Below are 19725 nucleotides of genomic sequence, written 5' to 3' on the forward strand. Positions count from 1 at the left end.
AGAACGTCGAGTGTAGCCATGCGTGCCATTGTCCTAAGCTTAATCCTCTCCAGTGTTTCCGGAGCAGCCTTCGCCGAAAAATACACACTGGGTATCGTCCCCCAGCAAAGCCCTCTGAAAATGTTTAAGGCATGGAAACCCATCGCCGATCACTTATCCAAAGAAACCGGCCATGAGATTGTGTTCAAAACCGAGCGTTCAATCGCCGAGTTTGAAAAAGTCTTATATAGCGGCGGCTACGATATGGCCTATGTGAATCCCTATCATTTTGTGGTGGCTCACCGCACTCAAAACTATCAGGCAGTGGTTCGTGATAGCAAAGTCATTCGCGGTATTTTAGTGGCGAATAATAGCAACCAAGACTTTGACAGCCTGATCAAGTCGAAAGAGACTCGCTTCCTATTCCCCTCACCAAATGCATTTGCAGCGACCTTGCTGACCAAATTTGAGCTACTGAGCAAATACGGGGTTAATATCAATCTGGATAGAACTCAGCAATATGTAAACTCGCACGACTCGGTTTACTCCGGTATTGCACGAGGCACGGGTGAGATAGGCGGCGGTATTCAACGTACCTACAATAATTTTTCGAATACCGATGACAAGAACAAACTTAAAGCCATCTATACAACCAACGCCTACCCCAGCCACCCGATTGTTTTAAAGCCTAGCTTAGATTCAGTGACTCAGAACAAGCTAACCAAGGCTTTACTCGGTCTACCCAAAGCGCTAACTGACAAGCTAAGTATGGTAAAACTGATCCCCAGTAATAACGAAGAATTTCAACCCATTGCAGAGCTTGAAGCTAGCCTCTCCACCATAGAGCGAAATTAATACGCTGACTGAGAGGTAAACATTATGTCATTTAGATTTCGGTTCGTTATTTCCTTTATCTTTCTGGAAACGCTATTCACGCTAGCCATTGTTGCGGTTAACTTCAACTCATTGGATCGTGAATCTCGCCAACTCATGCGGGATAAAACCAGCCTTGCCAGTACCATGTTCAGTGAAGTGGTCACCACCCCATTAATCGTCAATGATTTAGCAACGATTGATGATGCGGCTCAACGCTTTGTCGCAATGGAAGGCGCTGTTCAAGTGCAACTGTACAATACTGATGGTCTGTTATTAGCGCAGGCTTACAGTGATGTGCCGAAGTATCAGGAACCCGCTTTAAAGCAAGGCTTATCCGATAACCTTCAGGACCAAGCGGTCGATGAAAATGGCGTAAAGGAATATGAGAAAAACTTCTTCCTGACAGTGAAAGATCCAATCAGTATTGATGGCTCTGAAATCGGTTCGGCAAAATTTGTGTATGACATTACGCGCAGCATGACCGCCCTGTCCAATAATGCATTTTGGACGTATTTACTGGCAGCGGTTGAAATCTTTATCAGTACCATTGTGTCTTTAGTCATGGGCTATCGAGTGGCCACAGCGATCGACAAACTCAGCTTTGTCACCAAAGAAATTGCACACAATCGACCGGTTGAAATTCCAGTGTATAAACGCCGTGGCGATGAGATCGACCAGCTTTATCAATCGATTCAGCTAATGCGCGACAATATTGATGAACGCACTCAGTCACTCATCGAAGAGTCCAAAAAAACCAAAGCGGCAAACCGGGCAAAGTCCGAGTTTTTAGCGGTGATGAGCCATGAAATCCGCACCCCGATTAATGGCATTGTTGGCTCACTAGAGCTAGTTGAAGATAAAAAGCTCTCACCCCAAAATACAGAGAATATTAATACCGCACTGTGCTCTGCAGAGCTATTAATGGGTACGGTTACCGATATTCTGGATTACTCATCAATTAGAGAAGGCGAGCTTACGCTTGCACCGACTCCGATTAGCATTCCAGTATTAATTAGTGAAATTGACGCGATTTACCGCCCACTGATTGAGCACAAGTCACTATCTTTCAAAGTGGATAGCAGTGAGCTTAATAATCATTATGTGTTTGCGGATAAAAAACGTATTCGCCAAATGCTCAACAACTACCTGAATAATGCCATCAAGTTCACTGACACTGGCACCATTACGCTTAAAGTCTTTAATAATGCCGAAGGTGATACGGGGTTTTCGGTCACGGATGAGGGCATTGGTATTGAGCAAGATGACCTTGGTCGCTTGTTTAAAACCTTCGTACAACTTGATAGTGGGTCAAACCGACACTTTGGTGGCACAGGGCTTGGTTTAGTTATTGTTCGTAAACTCACTGAACTGATGAATGGCTCAGTAACAGTCGCTAGCGTGCCCGGAGTCGGCTCAGTATTTGGAACTATACTCCCGCTTACGCCTGCCACTCAGGCAGACTATCAAGCAACCTTGCCCAAACCAGAAAAACCAAAAGCGGTGGCGACTCCGACGCTTACTGCCGATGTATTATTGGTTGAAGATAATAAAATTAACCAGAAAGTCGCCATGCGCTTACTGGAAAAAGGTGGCTGTACGTTATGGGTGGCCAATGATGGCAAGGAAGCGGTGGATTTAGCCAAACAGCAGACCTTTGATATCATCCTAATGGACTGCCAAATGCCGGTCATGGATGGCCTCACTGCGACAGCAAAGATTCGTGAATTCGATCAGCAGATACCGATTATTGCACTCACTGCTAATGCACAAGAGTCTGATCGTCAAGCCTGCATGCAAAGTGGAATGAATGACTTTATTAGCAAGCCATTTAAGCCGGCTAACTTATTCAGTGCCATGGAAGCCCAGTTAGCGGCTAGTAAACAGCCTTATCTTGAGTCAGCCTGACAGGCATTAAAAAGGGCCGCTTAATACGGCCCTTTGATTCACAACAATACGTTTGTTATTTAAGAATTAACTCTCAACCTTCTCGCGCTGCTGTGCTTGCCTTCTAATCAAAGCCTCCAGCTCGGTTTCACCCTCAACAGAGTCATCATCTTCCTCTTCTTCCAGAATCGGCTCCAGCATTAAGCTATTCAGCTCAGATTCTTTGGCTTCTCTGTTTGCTTCATTATCCTGACCTGGCAAATCCTGCATCAGATTCACTTTTACTTTCATATTATTCGGCGAGTCTGCATTTTTCAGTGCCTCTTCCAGAGAAATACGGCCTTCTTTGTACAAGCGGAACAGGTGGCTATCAAACGTCTGCATGCCCTGCTCTTCCGATTTATCCATGATTTCTTTCAGCGCGTGAATATCGCCCTTCATAATCAAATCCTGAACCATTGGCGTGCCAATCAAAATCTCAATGGCTGCCACGCGTTTGCCATCAATCGTTGGGATCAAACGTTGAGAAACGAAGGCTTTAATATTTAGCGAGATATCCATCAATAGCTGATTACGGCGCTCTTCCGAGAAGAAATTGATAATACGGTCCAACGCCTGATTGGCACTATTGGCATGCAAGGTGGATAAGCAAAGATGGCCGGTTTCCGCAAAGGCCAAGGCATGTTCCATGGTTTCTTCGGTACGAATCTCACCAATCAAAATCACATCAGGTGCTTGGCGTAAGGTATTTTCCAGAGCATCTTCATAGCTATCGGTATCCACACCCACTTCACGCTGGCTGACCAGACATTTTTTATGCGGATGCACATATTCAATCGGGTCTTCAATGGTGATGATATGGCCGGTGGAATTAGCATTTCGATGATCAATCAATGCGGCTAGCGAGGTTGATTTACCAGAGCCTGTTCCACCCACAAACAGAATCAGGCCACGCTTTTCCATGATGATGTCTTTGAGCACACTCGGCAAACCGAGCACATCTGCATTGGGAATATCCACTTTGATATTTCGGATAACCATTGCCAGATGCGTGCGCTGCTTGAAGATATTAATCCGGAAGCGACCAATACCCGGCTCATCCAGTGCCAGATTCATTTCCGGCTTTTTCTCAAACTGCTTTTGCTGATCTTCATTCATCAGCTCTTTAGCCAACTCATCCAGCGTTTCAGCATCGAGCTTGTCTGGCCCTAGCGCACGCAAGGTACCTTGAAACTTGGCGGCAGGCGGCGCGTTGAATGTTAAATAAAGATCTGATCCGTCATTGCGAACCAAGATTCGCAGCAAGTTTTTAAAGTCCATATCGGGCACCGATTTTGTTGTTATTTTGTGCCAGTTTACGGTATTAAACGTTGCAGCTTAAGGCTTTTCCGATAAGGCGGTTACTTGCTGCAGGTCTCGCTTAAAGGGGCGTGCCTTGCCTTGAACGCAATAACGTAAACCTTGTCTATTACAGCGTGCTGAGTTCTCAATATCACCTATTTGCCAAAGCAGCTCGGCAAACTCATGATACACACGTTTATCCGGCACCAGCCCCAACGCTTGCTCGTAAAAGTCTGCACTCGCTTTCATATCTTTGCATTGCTTAGACAGTCGAGCCATGCAGAGCATATACTCCGGATCGCCCGCCATCGCTAGCTGCCATTGCTTGGCATGAGCTAAGGCTTGCTCGGGGTAACGGTGCTGAATACGCCCATAACAGGCGACTAGTTCGCGCTGTGGTTGTTGATCAATTCTAGCTTCCAGTAAAGGTGCGACTAAGTCACCACCACCGGCATTGGTCAAGGCTTTGCAGTAAGCCTCAAGCGCATAGGTTTCCGCTTGCAGAATCTCAGGGAAATGCTTCCAGATGGCTTCAAGCGCGGGTAAATCTTGCTTGCCAGCCGTGGACTCAAATAAACCAATGACTGCACGCTGCATATAAGGCACATATTCTGCAATATCCGCAGGATTTTTCTCCACTAACTCGGGTACTAACTGTGCCAACTGCTTCCAATCTTCCTGTAACAAATACACTTTCGCCAGTAATTGATTGGGATAAGGATGCTCTGGAGACAGCTTTCTAAGATGAATCAACGTCGCCCGAGCTTGTTCAATTTGCTCACTTTCCATCTGCATGGCCGCTTGTGATACGGCAACGGCAATCTCAGCCTCTTCACCATAGGCGCTGGCCGCTTTGAGATACTCATCACGCTTCAGGTAGTTTTGCTTCATGTGAGCCGCTCGTGCAGCCCCCAGATAGTTTAGTAATGGAGTTTCAGAATCAAACACACTGGCGACTAGAGCAGTTTCAGCTTGATCCCAATGCCCTTCAACCAGACTCACCAAACCACTGTTTAACTGATTTTGTGCCTGCGTAATCCGCTTTTGCTCACGGGCTTTAGCCACTCGACGCGGCATTGAAAATGTCCAACTCAGTACCATCAATGCGAAGTAGCCCACAATAAAAGCTGCCAGTAAGCCAAACACCAAAGCAAAGGTACTCGTCTCAATCGTGACGCTATTTCCCCACAAGATCACCAGATCCTGAGAGTTGCGCAACAGCATCAACCCCGTAATGTAGATAACGCCGATAAATACGAGGATTAGAAAGGGATAAAGAATCATTGGTGAGCCTCATCCAGTGTTGCCAGCAATTCATCGAACTGTTTTGCCGCCAACAGCGCAGGTAGTGGTGGGCGAAGATTAACCCGCTCCAGCTCGGCCAAGCTATCGGTAATCGCTGGGCTAACACCCGTTTGCTCCTGAGTTAGCAAAACACGAATTTGTTTAAGCTGTTGTTGATACGCCGCTTGCTCACCCCGCAGTGCCAACAGGTTTAAACTCTCCAATCTCAAGCGCAGCAGCTGATAGCGCACTTCAGTGGCATCGCCACTAATCTGTTGGGCCAAGGCTTCGTCATAAGGGCGCACCACAATGGCATCATTAATGCTGTCTTTCATACGATCGAGTAATGAATCATTACGTCCGCCGCTCTCCAAGAGCGGAACGGCCTCACCAGTCGTTGTCGCCGTCACAATCGCAGCCGGTTTTAAATCCTGCATCAATCGGTCGATACGGCTGTTAAATGCGGCAAAGTCTAGCGGCTGATAGTTTTTCAGCATGGCTATATCGCGGCTAATTTGTGCCCGAATCGGCAATAAGTCCGGGTGAGCCAACTCCACCAATAAGGAATCAGCCTCTCTTAAAGCCTGCTTGGCACTCAGCGAGTCACGCTCCAATGTCAGTTTTCGGGAAGCCATGCGTAGCAGATAGCGTACTTCATTAAGCTGCCATTGCTGCGTTTTCAAGGAGGGAGAACTTACGATGTGTTGCTGGATGGTTAAGGCTTTGACTTGATCATTCAATGCATCCGCAACCTGAGCCGTACTATCCTTTATGACCCGCAGCTCTTCCAGTTCATTGGCATACTGCAGGCTGCTGGTTTTTAATTGTTGGCGAACGTCACGCTGCCAGCCTCCTACGTCATCTTTACGCGCCAGTTGCGGTAACAAGGTTTTGGCAATCTCGGCATCAGCTTTCGCTTGAGTCGCCCGATCATGCACCCGCAGGAAGTTTTTATAACCCGCAGCGATACCAATGAGTGTAAAAAACAGTGCCATCCACGTTAGAAATAACGTGAAAATCGATCGTTTACGCAAGGTTTTGAGTTGCTTTTCAACGCCTGCTGACTGCTCAATCATTAGTATTTACCTTATATTTATAAATGCCGCGCCCAATCCAAAAGTGCCTGATACATACTGTCATCACTAGGGTCTGCTGCCAGATGAACTGGCCCATGGTGCGTTGTTTCTTTAAGCGCTAATTGCATGCGCTCACTGCCTAGCAATAATGCTACCCCATCCAGCCACGCCGCGCCGCCTGCTAATGTAAAAAGATTACGCAAGCTTTCAGCACTGGTCAACGCGATTATATCCAGTTGCCCCCCTTGCTGAAACTTAAGCAATGGCAATAAATCGTGCGCAGGACAAATACGGCGATACACATCAATATAATCGACGCTAGCACCACGTAGGCTTAAGGTGGATTTTAATAAGTCGCGACCGCCCTCACCCCGAATGATGGCAACGCGCTTACCCTGCATTTGCTGAAACTCGGGCTCTGCCAGCAATGCTTCGCTATTAAACACCGCATCGGGCACGATGGAGACTTGCACTCCAAAGCGCTCCAGACTTTGCGCAGTTTTTTGCCCAATACAGGCAATGGTCGCTGATTCCGGAATGCTTGCGCCCAGTTTCTGCAGTGCAGACTCGACCGCATTAGGGCTGGTAAATAAAAGCGTATCGTAATGCGCTAGGTCAGCTAATTGCTGCTGACTGCGGGCAATATTCTGAGGTTCGGCAATTCCCAGTAATGGAAACTGCAACACTGTCGCGCCCAGTAACTCCAGACGCTGGCTCACCGGTCCGGCTTGGTGCGCAGGACGGGTAATCACAATGCCCCGCCCTTTTAACGCTAAGCCGGCTTCCATCAGGCGACGTGAATGCCAATACTTTCCAACACGCTGCGCCCGCCTTGTGCCAACAGGTCTTCAGCGACCGCAACACCAATCGCTTCGGCGTCATTCACAGATCCGGTCATTTCTGCGCGGTAAATCTTTGAGCCATCCGGAAAACCGATTAGTCCACGAAGGTAAATCTGATCGCCATTCAGCTCAGCATAACCCGCTACCGGCACCTGGCAACCACCATTGAGGCGATTGTTTAAAGCGCGCTCAGCACGAACTCTGATTGAGGTTTCTTCATGCGTTAATGGGGCTAATAAGGCATTAATTCTCGGATCATCACTACGACACTCAATACCTACAGCACCCTGCCCAATGGCTGGCAAACTTTGCTCGGTGCTAATGCCTTGGCGAATTCGGTCTTGAAAGCCCAAACGAATCAAGCCAGCGGACGCCAGAATAATGGCATCATATTCATCGTTATCCAGCTTGGCTAAGCGCGTATTGACGTTGCCGCGCAAATCCAGAATTTTTAAGTCAGGGCGGTATTCGCGAATTTGGGTTTGGCGGCGCAAACTACAGGTTCCCACTCGCGCATTGAACGGCAGCGCATCAATCGATTCAAAGGTATTTGAAACAAACGCATCGGTTGGGTCTTCACGCTCCATTATTACCGGTAAATGCAGCCCTTCCGGAAACGCCATTGGTACATCCTTCATCGAATGCACGGCAATATCCGCCACGCCATCAAGCATCCCAGTCTCTAACTCTTTAACAAACAGGCCTTTACCCCCTACTTTTGCTAATGGAGTATCCAAAATAATATCGCCACGTGTCATCATACCGACCAGCTCCACCTGAAGATCTGGGTGGATCTGTTTTAAACGGCTAGCGACGTGTTCTGCCTGCCAGAGCGCCAACGCACTCTTGCGCGTTGCGATACGTAGAATATTGGACATAGAAGACTTTATGTTAACGGCTTGAAAGTGCAGCACTTTACGATAAAAGCGGCTGCTAGGCAAAATCAATCAGGAATTACAAATGAAATTACAGTTGGCGTGTATCGTATTCTTTATCACACTATTTAATACCAGCTCGCTATTGGCTAATGACAGCGATATAAGCCCCACACCATTGAAAGAACGCGTACTGATTGAAGCACACGACCTGCAAGCACTTGGCAAAACCATGCGTAGTGATCAATTGGGTTTGGTGATTATGTTTCACGCGGAATATTGCGAGTATTGCAAACGGCTAGAGGCGGATTTATTGCAACCGATGCTGCGCAGTGGCGACTATGACGATAAGGTATTAATCCGCAAAATTCAGATTGATGGCGCGTACGATATGGTCAATTTTAATGGTCAGAAAATCGCCGCCAGCCAGCTAGCCACACTCTATGATGCCTCAATGACGCCGACCTTGGTGTTTGTCGATGCTAATGGCGCTGAGCAAGCGAAGAAGCTATTAGGCTATACCTCACCGGACTTTTTCGGTGCGTATTTAGACCGTGCAATCGGGCAACTGCACGCGGCAGTGATTAAGCCGTCTCAATAATCAATTGGTCGTTAAACGCGGTACCCTTTTCCTTAGGATAGCCTCGCGGATTACAAATCACCCGACATTCTCCAATCATATAATCACTCAGATTATGGCAATGACCATGCAACCAATAATCCGGCTGCCAGCGATCGATAAAGCCCTCTAAATTTGATAAAAAAGCCGCTGTCATTTCATCGTCACTATAGCATTCTGCGGAAGATTTCAGGCTTGGGCCATGATGGCTTATTACGACATTGCTTGTTGCCTTGGAGCTTTCCAGGCTTTGAGCCAGCCAGTTTAGTGAGTCGGTATGGATTTGCTGGGTGATATCGGGCGTCAGGTATTTGGCGCTGGGGTCATACCAAATGACTTTATAATCCGGCATCGCATATTGGGCCATGGCCTTGCCAGTCCACTCTTTGCCGTAGAGTTTAAAATCAGTCCACAAGGTCGCGCCATGAAAGGCGACGCCATCTAGCTCTAAAGACTCATTCTCCAGAAAATGGACATTGCTGCCTGCAGCCGCTGCCCGAAGCTCGGCCTGTAGCGTGGGATAAGCTTGGTTGTAGTATTCATGATTTCCCGCCACGTAGATCACAGGAATATCCAGCCCCAGAGAAACCGCCCATTCGACGCCTTTAGTGCCGACATGAATATCACCCGCCAGCACTAACACATCTGCTGCTGCGTAATTGGCCTCAAACTCTGCAAATTCTAAATGCAGGTCGCTCTGAAGCTGGATTTTCATGGGGTCTCCTAACGGTTTGTTTCGATGAAATACTCTTGCGGCAATCCTACACCATGCTCGCGAATTAGCGGCCAGTATTTAAGGATATCAGGGTGGTTACTATTATTTAGCGTTATCTGCCAAGTTCCCAGCTGTTTTTGATAGCGCTCATGATTTTTACATTGCTTGAGAGCGGCTAGCAACTGATCGTCAGGCGGGGCAATTAATTTCCCAAAGCAAGGTAAACTCTGTGCAATACCTAAACCAGCCGGATCAAAATCACCAAAATAAAACACGGGCACTTGCATCGCCTCTAAGAGCGACATAACCCATTTTTGATTATATTCATCTCCCCCTCTGAAGATGACTAGCGGGTTATCTGCATACTGGGTGATATCAAAATTTATTTTGTGAATATTCTCAAATGCTTCCCAGTTCTCAACAGCCATAATGCTGCGGTGTTGACAGTTATCCAACAACCACTGCCAGTTCACATCCAGACTACTGCCATCAGGCAGCGTTAACCTTTCAATGCCAAGTAACAAAGCTTGTGCAGGTAGAGCCTTCACAGCAATCCGATCTTCACGAACAGGACGGGTAGTTAGTTTTTCATTGCTCCCCAGCTTTGAAGCTTCAGCTCGGGTTAGGTCATTAAATTGCCCTGCTTTAACTTTATCAGGATCAACACCCTCACCTTGAATCAGTAGACTCTTGATCAGAGCTTTATCCTTCTCTGAAAACTCAATCTGAGTACCAACTAAACACCCAAGCCCATAAGTTTTGCTAAAGCCTTTTAGCATAGCCGTTGCTTGAACGCGGCTCTCTTCACTTTGAACTAACTTCAATAGTCGATTTATTAAACGCCTTTCCATACAGAAATATCCGAAACAGTAATGTTCCCGGACAGCCCATAGGCCGCCGGGGCCTCCATGCGCTCAACCTGTAACTTGCGCCAACGCGCATTGGTACTCACATTTAACATCTGCGTGGCATGCAGTACATACAACAACCACATTTCATCTTTCAGCGAAGAAAACTCCTCATGTTGCTGTTTCCACTGAAGCGCCGAAAGCGGCTTGGCCGACTCAATCGCCGCCCCTACATAATGATGAAAAGCCAGTTGAACAGGGTTCGGCTTGATTGTCACCGTGGCTTTATCATGACCTTCACCGACCAAACTTCCCGCTTTACGCTCACGATCAATGGTCATAGGAGCAGGCGGAATACTTTGCGCCACTTCTACCAATGCTTCTCTGGTACGGTTTTCACTTAAATCCGGATGGATTTTTAAGCGCAAGCCATCAAATCGCGCCGACCACGCTGGCAGTTCCAGCAGGTCTTCGGCATCCGGCACCTGATAATCCCGATTCTTATTCAAGAAATGGGCAAAGTTACGAATGCGGCGCGCCTCAGGCTCCACTTGGCGCAAGCGATATAAATAGTTTTTCAGTGTGCTAGTAATATCCAGCAAGGAAGCGCGCCACTCCGGCAACATATTTTGCAGCTGATATTGGTAAACACCAAATAGCGGTACCAACAAATCCGAGCTACTTAACTGCTCGTTCAGACCATCCTGCTGTAATGCCCGTAGTGCATCACTAATTTTCTCTGCCTGATGAATGTAGTACTCATTTTGCCGACGCTTTTCATCTAAGGTACTGACATTCGCAAAGCGGTTTTCAGTGAGGGTACGCAGAAACAGCAGCATCGAATCAATCCCTTCGCGCAGCTCAAACACGCCAGACTCGAAGTCGTTTTCATAGGTATCGCGATCTTCCGCGCGATTTTGATGACAGGCTTCTAAATACTCATCAACCAGATGTTCCAGCCGGTTAATTTGCTCGCCAAAGTTTCCACTCAGTGCATAGTTACGCTGGCGCTGAAACACTTCATCTAAATGGCGGCTAAGGCTCGGACTTAAACGATATTCATCCTGCACATACGGCAGCAATACCCGATGCTGCTGCAAACGGCGAATAGCCCGCTGATTTTCAGAATCGAGGTGTACGCCATTATTATGGTAAGCCTCTGAAATCAGCTGCTTATGGTTATGCAGCACATTCAGATAAGCAACAATGCTATCGGCATCCTGACTCACAGCAAATCACCTGCCTGATTCAACTCGGGCTCTTCATCAATATCAGTGACAGATTCGTGCTCCATCAGGAACTCAATGGCTTCTAGAATGTATTCAACTTTGCCGGTCATGCGGTAAATTTCACGTTCGGCATTGGCCAAGGTCAGATAGCCGTGATCTTTAAAATAACTCAGCACTTTATTGAGCCGCTGATGATCCGTGCCATCGGAAGATTTACCCTTAATCTGGTTTAGCAGCGACTGCAGCTCATTGCGAAAACTAGGGTTAGCATCAATCACGCTCATGAGTTTATTCACCTCAATCACCGCGCCGACTTCCAACATATCATCACGCTCCAGCGCGCGCATCAGTAGCTCTAAAAAGCTTACCACCGGCCGCAAGGTATGCTTGATTTGGCGGAAGGTTTCCTTTGCCGCTTTTTTCTCATCCGCCTCAGTATCGATATGTGCACAGAAAAACGCACCACCATGGCGAGTGGTACTCAGTTTTAAGCCCATCTGCTCTAAATAGGCATCGATCTGCGCATAATTGTCAGTATCACTTAAAAAAGAGAAACCATCCTGATGCGACACCGGACAAATAAACTCGCCACCCAATAACTCGGGTAAAATCTGCTTAAACATACTCACGCCATCTCCCCAAGTTCAATTTTCACTTCGGCCAAACGACGGTCTGGCTCTACGGTAAATCGATTTTTAAACAAGGAAAGCGTATCGGGATCAGGATCTGGGAACGCTGAAACCAATGTGATGTTATTGCGTTTAAGCAAGGCCATTAGCTGTGGCACATTTCCGCTATCCAAGTCTTTCAACTCGTCCAGCGCCCACACAATATTGACCGGCGCATTGCGGCGAATGCGATTAATAAAGGCGATAAAAATCGTCACCAGTATCAAATACGACAAGCCATTGGAGGAAATCCCCTCCAGATCAGACGCTTTACGGAAAGTACGGCGATTGCCATTTTCCACCACTTCACCCTGAATACGGATTAGGTGTTTCAGGTCGGCACGAATGCCAGACTTCACTTCCCAATGCTCCAACAAGCGCTCTAAAGTTTGTGCAAATTCCGGCGGTGGCAGCTCATTGCTGAGCGCATCTAACCAATGACGATTAGTTTCAGCAATATCACAAATGGCATTCCAGTATTTCAGCTCTTTAATAGTGGAAATCACTTCCACACTCACTTCGCTAATGCTTTCAAACGTTAGACTGGTATCCAGGTGCGTTTGCAACTCGCGGTTAAATTGCAGCACTTTGCGATGAAAATCTTCCATCGTATGGTGAAATGCGGAGATATCACTGGCGATGGTTTTGGCTTCAGTCAGCAAAATACGCTGATACTTAAAGTGTTCCTCATCGAACCAGCTTTTCAACGGTGCAATCCATTTGCGGCTAGACTGCATATTTTCATTATTATGGCTCTGGAAGAATTGCTCCGGTGGCGTATCAATATGCACACGGAAACCACGCTGCATGGCAGTCACCAGCTGATGAATTTCCCGGTTTAACTTGCTTGCCTGATCGCTGTATTGATTGGCTTGAGCAGTGAGCATATCCAACGTCCAAGTGACATCATACTCCGGCGCTTCAAGTTGCGGGTATTGGCTCATGCCGTCCAGATGCTGACGCACCAAGCGTTGCTGTTCATACAGAGCTTCTAAGTTTTTATTTAGCTCGCTCATTTGCTGCATAAAGATCGCATGCTGCGCTTTCCAGGCGGCATCAGCTTCGTTAACCGCCGTTTGGTGTCCCTGCTCTATCTTGCGCGACTCTTCTGCGCGAGCGCGGAATGTGTCCATCTGTGGCCACTCATTACGACACCATAACTGCCACTGCTGTACCGCTTCAGTGATCTGGTCAATCTTGGCCAATGATTGATTAATGGCCTTTCGCTCATCTTCAAGCTTTTGTACACGCTCAGAGTCCACACCCTCGGCTTGCAGGGCGAGATGGCGCTCAGAATCCAACTGAGAAATCGCCACCTGCTGACGCGCCTGTGCATCAGCTAGCTGTGTTTTTAACTTAGCCTGTACCTCATCGCGCTTCGCTAAACGCGCTTTGCGGGATTGCTGGTATTGATTCTGGCGAGTCTGGCGCTCATTTTTTGCCTGTTGCTCAAACGCCGCCAAACGCTGACGACCGGTGCTCAGTTGCTGCTTAGACTCAACCACCGCAGCTTCGGCGTGTTGCTTGGCCAAAGCCCGACTCTCAGCCACTTGACGCTGCGCCGCTTGTACCTCTGTTTGCACTTGCTGAATACGATGATCGCATTGCTGCAAGGCTTGGCGCTGCGCCTGGTAATTCGACTCAGCCTTCTTGCGGTCCACGCCAGCCTGCTGCAGATTTTGCTCGGCTTTTTCTAGCTGCTGCTTCAGCATATCCAGACGCGCTTCAGCCTCTTCAATAGCTTTAGCTGCCGCTGAGTGATCCGCTAAAGGATGTGCCTGTAACTTCTCCAGCTCCAACGACACGCCATAAATACTTTGCGTCTGCTCCAGCAATGCAGGCGATAAATCTTTCTGCGTTAAAATATCACCACGAATCACCTTGGCAATATCAACAGTCCAGTCCGGCCGCTCATTACGCAGAAAGTGCAGCAAGGTACCGGCTTCAGGCGCATAAAATCGCTCAATCTCAATGCGCTTTTGCTTTGCATTCTCCAGCTCAGATTGCGCATGATTTAGCAAACGCTCCTGCTCTTGAAAGGCTTGCTGCGCGCTTTGATAAACACGGCTCAGCTCACTGGCTTTTTCTTCCTGAAGTGACTTATGCTGATGCGCCGCATCTAAGGCTTCGCGCTTATTCGCCAGCAAAGCTTCCAGCGATGCATCAGGCATTGGATTAGATACTGCCTGCTCATTTCGAGCATTTAATTGCAGGGCTTTTTCGATCGCCTCCTGCAACTTTTGCCGAGCCGGAGTCAATGCTTCATCCGCCGTCTGCTCAGCCTGCTGATACTGTGACTCCAGCGCCACCAAGTCAGCTTCCGAGCTTCCAGCCTCAGCCATTAGCTGTTCCTGAACTTGCTCGCGGATGTCATTAAATTTTTCTTTTTCATCCTGCTTATGGCGTTCGTAGCGATTAAAGATTTCGCTTTGTTTACCCAGCAGCGTTTCACGTCGGTCTTCCAGATTTTTACGCTCTGAACGTAGCTGTGGCGCTTGCTCTACCAGCTCCGCCTGCTGCTGGATCTTTTGGCGATCATAAGCATCCGATTGCGATTGTAAATCAGCCACTTTTTTCTCAGCTGACTCCGCATCATTCTTAGCCTGCGTGCGCTGTTCGATTAAGCGGGTACGCTCCACATCATAAGCATCTTTAGCGCCATTACCGGTGACCTCAAGCTCACGTTTAGCCGCCAGCTTTTCCTCTATTGCTGCATCCTGATGATTGGCTAAGCTTTGGTATTTTGCGCGAATTTCACCTAAGGATTGCTCGACTACCTGCAGCTTATTATCCGCTGCTTCCGCCTGCTCCATTTTCGGAGCCAGCGCCATAACTTCGCGGTACGACTTAAAATGCCGTGGCCAGTCTTCGATTTTACGACGATCTCCAGACAGCGATAAATCACCGTCCTGCAAAGCCACGCAATCCACCGTCATGCTTTGCAAATCTTCAAAATTCGTTTTACGGCGGAACATGCCGCTTACAATTTTTTCGATTTGTCCTAAGGGATGATTAATGGAGGTGCAGGCGTAATCTGCAGTCAGTGCCCGAAGGTATTTTTGGCGCTGACGGTCACGCGTGCCGCTGCCAACGGCCTGAATAATCGCGCGGTATTCGGTAAGGGATTCAATCTGTTTTTCGCTGTAATGGTAGCCAGATAACTTCAGATGACGGACTAAATCCTGCGCCTGCACAATTTTGCCATCTTCCGTAATAAACTGATTCAGCTCAAAGCCATGGCGCACAAAGCGATAGAAAACGCGCTCGCCACTGCTATCCGCATACGCCACAACTAAGCGCTGCTCGCCGGCTTCACGCTGGTATTCAAAGATAATATAGGAAGTAGAACGTGGCAGGTAATAGCCAATAAAGGAATCGCGACCCGCTTGTGCGGTGACAATCCGGTTCGGGCTTTCCCCGTAGAACAGCATCAGGAGTTGGAGTAGTGAGGTTTTGCCGCGACCGTTACGGCCGGTCAGTACACTACCGCCATCAACCGGCATTTCAACAATGCGGCCAGTGCTCAAGGAGTCGACCAGAATCATACGCTGCAAACCGAAACTACGGTCAACTGCTGGTGCATTAGCCGCTTGATCTGATTCAGACTCAGGCAAGTCCAATATGAGCTCTGGCTCGGCAGGTGACTCAAGCTCTAGCGAAAGCTCAGTCGATGGCTTGGCTTCTAGTACTAATTCAGAGGCATCTACCTCAACACCAATGGGCGGCTCTGGCTTGACGGGAGCAATAGGAGACTCTGCCTCACCATCTGCAGTTAGCACTAGCTCAACAGCATCAGGCTTAGCTTTCTCATCAGTACTCACTTTGCGCTTAGCTTTTGAGGGTTTAGCCTTCAGCTTTTCAGCCGGTGCTGGCTCAAGCAACGCAAACTCTTCGGCAAATAGCTCAATCGTATCAGGGTCCTTATGAACTTCCGCCGCCTCGTCTTCAGTCGATACTTCGGGTTCTGCGTCCTCTGCTTCCAACGTTGCCGTTGGGGGTAATTCTATTTCAGCTACTAAGCCCGATGAGAATATATCGGTCTGAAACTCTGCCATTTACCTGTCCTGTTTAAAATATTTCTCCAAGCCGCAGCATTTTACTCTGATGACAGGCTCACGTGTAAATATTTAACAGCAGACTTCTAAATGAGATGGCTGATCTTGCCAACAAATGGTTTTTAATTGCCCGCCTTTAGCTTGGTACATCATTGCATCAGCTTCTTCTAACAAACCAGTCACACTAAACCCGACCTCACTCGCTTTCGCACCGCCCGAACTCACACGTACTGGTATTTGAATATCGCCATATTGATAAGGTGCTTTTAAGGCTTCAATCAAACGCGCATGGTAACGATCAACCCGATGCTGATTTTCGGTATGACACAGCCATAGGAATTCATCACCACCGACCCTGCCCACCAAACCAATTTCTGATAACTGCTCAGTAAACTGTTTTGCTAAATAAATCAGTATCTCATCGCCCGCCATATGGCCATGAGTATCATTGACTTGTTTAAACTTGTTCAAGTCAAAAGCAACCAAGGTGCATGGTGTTTTCGAGCGACAATATTCTTTGATCTTACCCATAATATGATCACGGCTGGCCACACCAGTCAGCGAATCATGATCCAGCATAAACTGATGAATCGCACGCTCGCGCATTACGAAGTACAACGAAGAACCAAGATAAACAATAAATGCCAAGACAACTGAGGAGAGCAATGACAACGCTTTTAATAACTTACCCCAGGCAGCATGTGAATACTCACCATCCGCATCCGTCACCTCATGAATGAGATACTGGTTCATATTATTGCTGTCTTGCTTGAGTATGCTGGCCCACCTTAGTAAGCGTTGCGGGTCAATTTCACTGGTGTAAAGATCCGGCTCCATCGCCTTAACATGTTCAAACACGCTGGAGACTAAAAAGTACAAACCTTGAACCTGCCCCAGCATATCGTCTTTTTCCAAGCTATTTAAGCTCACCGGCAAGCGGCTCCACAACACATCGTAGCGCAGTTGCAGGGATTTCAAATCATTCGCACCCGCCACATACAACTGCGTTTCATATTGCGTCGCTTCCAGCTCCGCAATAAGGTGCCCTAAGCTCCATAAGGACTCCCGCTTATAGTTTTCCAGCAAAAAATAGGTCGACACTAAATTGAGTGCCGACAAATAAATTGCTACGAGCAATACCGGCGCGAGAAGCCAGTGAATCCATTTGCTCTTAATACCTAGGTTGTTCATAGCACTACTTAGTTTCCAGAATCTTGATGTGCGAAAGCTGCCAAACCAGAGCCTCGTCCAAACTACGCTCCGGAACGCTGGTATGCTTATCGAATGGAATCATGACCCAGATCGGACCTTTATTACGAATCGTCAAACGCTCACCATTCATGCTTAATGCAAGTACCGGCTCATATTGCTTAATCTTGTCAAAATCCAGATCAACCTGATAATCGTTGATCGCTTTTAACTTCAGTTTGCTAGCTTTAGGACATACCTGATTCAAGACATCCTGCAACAAAGGGCCTGAAAACTCGTCCGCCTCTTTACTCCAGGTGTGATGGGTTTTAAATGTTTGCTGCGGTAATGACAACAACGCGGTGTCGCTCAAGTTAAACGCTAACGGGCAACCAATCCCCTCGACTGACTCCATCTTTAACAATGCGTCATCCGGGTTGGCCGTCGTTACAAGATTCACCGTGGTTTTTGGCTCACTGGTGTCAATACTGACTTCGATAGGGTCATCGATTTGGGTAGGAATTAGCGACTTGCTGAAATAAAAACCAGCCAGCACTAATACAAGACCTAAAACTAATGTTAATACACACGACTTTCCACATTTCATTAAATAAATCCCTTTAAATTAAGTTTAGGACATAAAACACCGCTCATCATGACATTCAATAGCTGACATACACCTGAACGGGTTACTCGCTTTCCGCTGCCTCAGGCGTTAGCATGAAGCCTATTTTTAGCAACGGCCCAAAGTAATGTCTAACGCTCCTCTTTTTAACTTTGACAATAGCTATGCTCGTTTATCAGATTCATTTTATGCCCTTGTACCGCCAACCCCGGCGATGTCCCCTGAGCTAATCCAGTTCAACCAACCACTCGCCGAGTCGCTAGGGGTTGATTTTAGCGCGCTATCAAGCGAAGAAATGGCACTTATTTTCGGTGGAAATACCATTCCGGAAGATGCTGAACCTCTGGCCATGGCGTACGCTGGCCACCAATTTGGTAACTTAAACCCACAACTGGGCGATGGCCGAGCCGTATTGCTGGGCGAAACCATTGGCAAAGATGGTTTGCGTTACGATATTCAGCTTAAGGGTCCAGGCCGCACCCCGTTCTCCCGGAGCGGCGATGGCCGTGCAGCACTTGGCCCGATATTGCGTGAATACTTGCTCAGTGAGTCCATGGCAACCCTGAATGTGCCCACTACTCGCGCCTTAGCCGCCGTCACCAGCGGCGAATTTATAATGCGTGAACGCATGGTGCCGGGTGCGATCATTACCCGCATATCCCGCAGTTTTGTGCGCGTAGGAACCTTTCAGTTTTTCGCGATACGGGATAATCCCGAAGCGCTAAAAGAATTAGCCGACTATGTGATCGCTCGCAACTACCCTGAACTAGAGGGCAACGACGCACCTTATCTGGCTCTGCTTAATGCAGTCATTAAACGCCAAGCCAGCTTAATCGCTCGCTGGATGCAGCTCGGCTTTATCCACGGCGTCATGAATACCGACAATATGTCGATTGCCGGTGAAACCATCGACTATGGCCCCTGCGCATTTATCGACGAATACCATCCTGAAAAGGTATTCAGCTCGATTGACCGTGAAGGCCGCTACGCCTATCAAAACCAACCCGCTGCCGGACACTGGGATTTATGCCGACTGGCCGAAGCCCTGATGCCTTTGCTGGATGAAGATCGCGAGGAAGCAGCCAAGCTGGCTCAAACCGCGATTAATGAATTCCCGCCACTGTATACCGCCTACTGGCTCACAGGCATGTGCAATAAACTTGGCCTGACTGAAGTACAAGATGGCGACAAGGAACTCGTGGAAGACCTGCTGGAACGTATGGCCACTAACAAAGCCGACTTCACGCTAACTTTCCGACACCTCTCTGATGCCTTAAGTGGCAGTGATGAGCGAGATCAGCCAATTCGGGACTTGTTTACCAATGCGGCCGACTTTGATGGCTGGGCAGTGAAATGGCGGATACGTTTACAGCAAGAGACTCGTAACGACAGCGAGCGGCAACAGGCAATGTATCAGGTGAACCCTATCTACATTCCCCGCAATCATTTGGTAGAAGCCGTGATTCGCGCCGCTGAAGATAATCAGGACTTTGGGCCATTTTATGAGCTACTAAAAGTATTAGAGCAGCCCTTTAGCCAGCAGGAAAACCGGGAGCAGTATGCCTTGCCGCCAAAACCTGAACAGGAAGTATTACGCACCTTTTGCGGCACCTGATTAACA

16 protein-coding genes are annotated in these 19725 nt (G+C 47.9%); 4 read left to right on the plus strand and 12 right to left on the minus strand.

Going from position 1 to position 19725, the window contains the following annotated elements; genetic code table 11:
* Positions 1–18: 18 nt before the first annotated feature.
* Positions 19–834 carry a phosphate/phosphite/phosphonate ABC transporter substrate-binding protein gene (locus LEUMU_RS26015; protein WP_022952767.1) on the plus strand — a complete coding sequence of 272 codons (816 nt, stop codon included), beginning with the start codon at positions 19–21 and terminating at the stop codon, positions 832–834.
* Between the two features lie 24 nt (positions 835–858).
* Positions 859–2760 (plus strand): response regulator, encoded by a 1902-nt coding sequence (locus LEUMU_RS28095; RefSeq protein ID WP_022952768.1) that lies wholly within the window; start codon positions 859–861, stop codon positions 2758–2760.
* Positions 2761–2826: 66 nt separating this feature from the next.
* On the opposite strand, the gene LEUMU_RS26025 is transcribed toward LEUMU_RS28095, so the two are convergent.
* From LEUMU_RS26025 to hemC, 5 genes are read right to left on the minus strand one after another with little or no spacing between them, the layout of a single operon-like run.
* Positions 2827–4059: a PilT/PilU family type 4a pilus ATPase gene (locus tag LEUMU_RS26025; RefSeq protein WP_022952769.1), complete on the minus strand. Its 1233-nt coding sequence runs from the start codon at positions 4057–4059 to the stop codon at positions 2827–2829.
* Positions 4060–4116: 57 nt separating this feature from the next.
* Positions 4117–5364, minus strand: coding sequence for a heme biosynthesis HemY N-terminal domain-containing protein (locus LEUMU_RS0113260; protein WP_022952770.1), 1248 nt, complete (start codon positions 5362–5364; stop codon positions 4117–4119).
* The gene (locus LEUMU_RS0113265; RefSeq protein WP_022952771.1) at positions 5361–6440 is read right to left on the minus strand and encodes a uroporphyrinogen-III C-methyltransferase; all 1080 of its coding nucleotides are present in this window, start codon (positions 6438–6440) and stop codon (positions 5361–5363) included. Before LEUMU_RS0113265 ends, LEUMU_RS0113260 begins: the two co-directional genes overlap by 4 nt.
* Before the next feature lie 17 nt (positions 6441–6457).
* Positions 6458–7228, minus strand: a complete 771-nt coding sequence (locus LEUMU_RS0113270) for a uroporphyrinogen-III synthase (protein WP_022952772.1) — start codon at positions 7226–7228, stop codon at positions 6458–6460.
* A complete protein-coding gene (gene hemC, locus LEUMU_RS0113275) occupies positions 7228–8160 on the minus strand; it encodes a hydroxymethylbilane synthase (protein WP_026744752.1) in 933 nt (310 codons plus the stop codon). Before hemC ends, LEUMU_RS0113270 begins: the two co-directional genes overlap by 1 nt.
* Positions 8161–8242: 82 nt before the next feature.
* Here hemC and LEUMU_RS26030 point away from each other — a divergent pair, with 82 nt between their 5' ends.
* A complete protein-coding gene (locus tag LEUMU_RS26030) occupies positions 8243–8758 on the plus strand; it encodes a thioredoxin family protein (RefSeq protein WP_022952774.1) in 516 nt (171 codons plus the stop codon).
* On the opposite strand, the gene LEUMU_RS0113285 is transcribed toward LEUMU_RS26030, so the two are convergent.
* The 7 genes from LEUMU_RS0113285 to LEUMU_RS0113315 form a co-directional block, all read right to left on the minus strand.
* Positions 8742–9491: a metallophosphoesterase gene (locus tag LEUMU_RS0113285; protein WP_022952775.1), complete on the minus strand. Its 750-nt coding sequence runs from the start codon at positions 9489–9491 to the stop codon at positions 8742–8744. The genes LEUMU_RS26030 and LEUMU_RS0113285 overlap by 17 nt on opposite strands.
* 8 nt (positions 9492–9499) lie before the next feature.
* Positions 9500–10342: a DUF7281 domain-containing protein gene (locus tag LEUMU_RS0113290; RefSeq protein WP_022952776.1), complete on the minus strand. Its 843-nt coding sequence runs from the start codon at positions 10340–10342 to the stop codon at positions 9500–9502.
* Positions 10327–11568 carry a hypothetical protein gene (locus tag LEUMU_RS0113295; RefSeq protein WP_022952777.1) on the minus strand — a complete coding sequence of 414 codons (1242 nt, stop codon included), beginning with the start codon at positions 11566–11568 and terminating at the stop codon, positions 10327–10329. Before LEUMU_RS0113295 ends, LEUMU_RS0113290 begins: the two co-directional genes overlap by 16 nt.
* Positions 11565–12191 carry a condensin complex protein MksE gene (locus LEUMU_RS0113300; RefSeq protein WP_022952778.1) on the minus strand — a complete coding sequence of 209 codons (627 nt, stop codon included), beginning with the start codon at positions 12189–12191 and terminating at the stop codon, positions 11565–11567. Before LEUMU_RS0113300 ends, LEUMU_RS0113295 begins: the two co-directional genes overlap by 4 nt.
* A gap of 2 nt (positions 12192–12193) precedes the next feature.
* Positions 12194–16291 carry an ATP-binding protein gene (locus LEUMU_RS0113305; RefSeq protein ID WP_022952779.1) on the minus strand — a complete coding sequence of 1366 codons (4098 nt, stop codon included), beginning with the start codon at positions 16289–16291 and terminating at the stop codon, positions 12194–12196.
* Between the two features lie 72 nt (positions 16292–16363).
* Entirely contained in the window at positions 16364–17482 is a 1119-nt protein-coding gene (locus tag LEUMU_RS0113310) for a GGDEF domain-containing protein (RefSeq protein WP_022952780.1), read from the minus strand.
* 4 nt (positions 17483–17486) lie between these two features.
* The gene (locus LEUMU_RS0113315; RefSeq protein ID WP_022952781.1) at positions 17487–18086 is read right to left on the minus strand and encodes a putative pterin-binding protein; all 600 of its coding nucleotides are present in this window, start codon (positions 18084–18086) and stop codon (positions 17487–17489) included.
* Positions 18087–18231: 145 nt separating this feature from the next.
* On the opposite strand from LEUMU_RS0113315, the gene LEUMU_RS0113320 reads away from it, so the two are divergent.
* Entirely contained in the window at positions 18232–19719 is a 1488-nt protein-coding gene (locus tag LEUMU_RS0113320) for a protein adenylyltransferase SelO (protein ID WP_022952782.1), read from the plus strand.
* The last annotated feature ends 6 nt before the right edge of the window (positions 19720–19725 follow it).

This window comes from Leucothrix mucor DSM 2157 (genome assembly GCF_000419525.1).
Classification (GTDB): domain Bacteria; phylum Pseudomonadota; class Gammaproteobacteria; order Thiotrichales; family Thiotrichaceae; genus Leucothrix; species Leucothrix mucor.

What these genes read in the sequence shown, in the direction of transcription:
- LEUMU_RS26015 (WP_022952767.1), top strand. Translation starts at nt 19, where the DNA reads ATGCGTGCCATTGTCCTAAGCTTAATCCTCTCCAGTGTTTCCGGAGCA.
- LEUMU_RS28095 (WP_022952768.1), top strand. Translation starts at nt 859, where the DNA reads ATGTCATTTAGATTTCGGTTCGTTATTTCCTTTATCTTTCTGGAAACG.
- LEUMU_RS26025 (WP_022952769.1), bottom strand. Translation starts at nt 4,059, where the DNA reads ATGGACTTTAAAAACTTGCTGCGAATCTTGGTTCGCAATGACGGATCA.
- LEUMU_RS0113260 (WP_022952770.1), bottom strand. Translation starts at nt 5,364, where the DNA reads ATGATTCTTTATCCCTTTCTAATCCTCGTATTTATCGGCGTTATCTAC.
- LEUMU_RS0113265 (WP_022952771.1), bottom strand. Translation starts at nt 6,440, where the DNA reads ATGATTGAGCAGTCAGCAGGCGTTGAAAAGCAACTCAAAACCTTGCGT.
- LEUMU_RS0113270 (WP_022952772.1), bottom strand. Translation starts at nt 7,228, where the DNA reads ATGGAAGCCGGCTTAGCGTTAAAAGGGCGGGGCATTGTGATTACCCGT.
- hemC (WP_026744752.1), bottom strand. Translation starts at nt 8,160, where the DNA reads ATGTCCAATATTCTACGTATCGCAACGCGCAAGAGTGCGTTGGCGCTC.
- LEUMU_RS26030 (WP_022952774.1), top strand. Translation starts at nt 8,243, where the DNA reads ATGAAATTACAGTTGGCGTGTATCGTATTCTTTATCACACTATTTAAT.
- LEUMU_RS0113285 (WP_022952775.1), bottom strand. Translation starts at nt 9,491, where the DNA reads ATGAAAATCCAGCTTCAGAGCGACCTGCATTTAGAATTTGCAGAGTTT.
- LEUMU_RS0113290 (WP_022952776.1), bottom strand. Translation starts at nt 10,342, where the DNA reads ATGGAAAGGCGTTTAATAAATCGACTATTGAAGTTAGTTCAAAGTGAA.
- LEUMU_RS0113300 (WP_022952778.1), bottom strand. Translation starts at nt 12,191, where the DNA reads ATGTTTAAGCAGATTTTACCCGAGTTATTGGGTGGCGAGTTTATTTGT.
- LEUMU_RS0113305 (WP_022952779.1), bottom strand. Translation starts at nt 16,291, where the DNA reads ATGGCAGAGTTTCAGACCGATATATTCTCATCGGGCTTAGTAGCTGAA.
- LEUMU_RS0113310 (WP_022952780.1), bottom strand. Translation starts at nt 17,482, where the DNA reads ATGAACAACCTAGGTATTAAGAGCAAATGGATTCACTGGCTTCTCGCG.
- LEUMU_RS0113315 (WP_022952781.1), bottom strand. Translation starts at nt 18,086, where the DNA reads ATGAAATGTGGAAAGTCGTGTGTATTAACATTAGTTTTAGGTCTTGTA.
- LEUMU_RS0113320 (WP_022952782.1), top strand. Translation starts at nt 18,232, where the DNA reads ATGTCTAACGCTCCTCTTTTTAACTTTGACAATAGCTATGCTCGTTTA.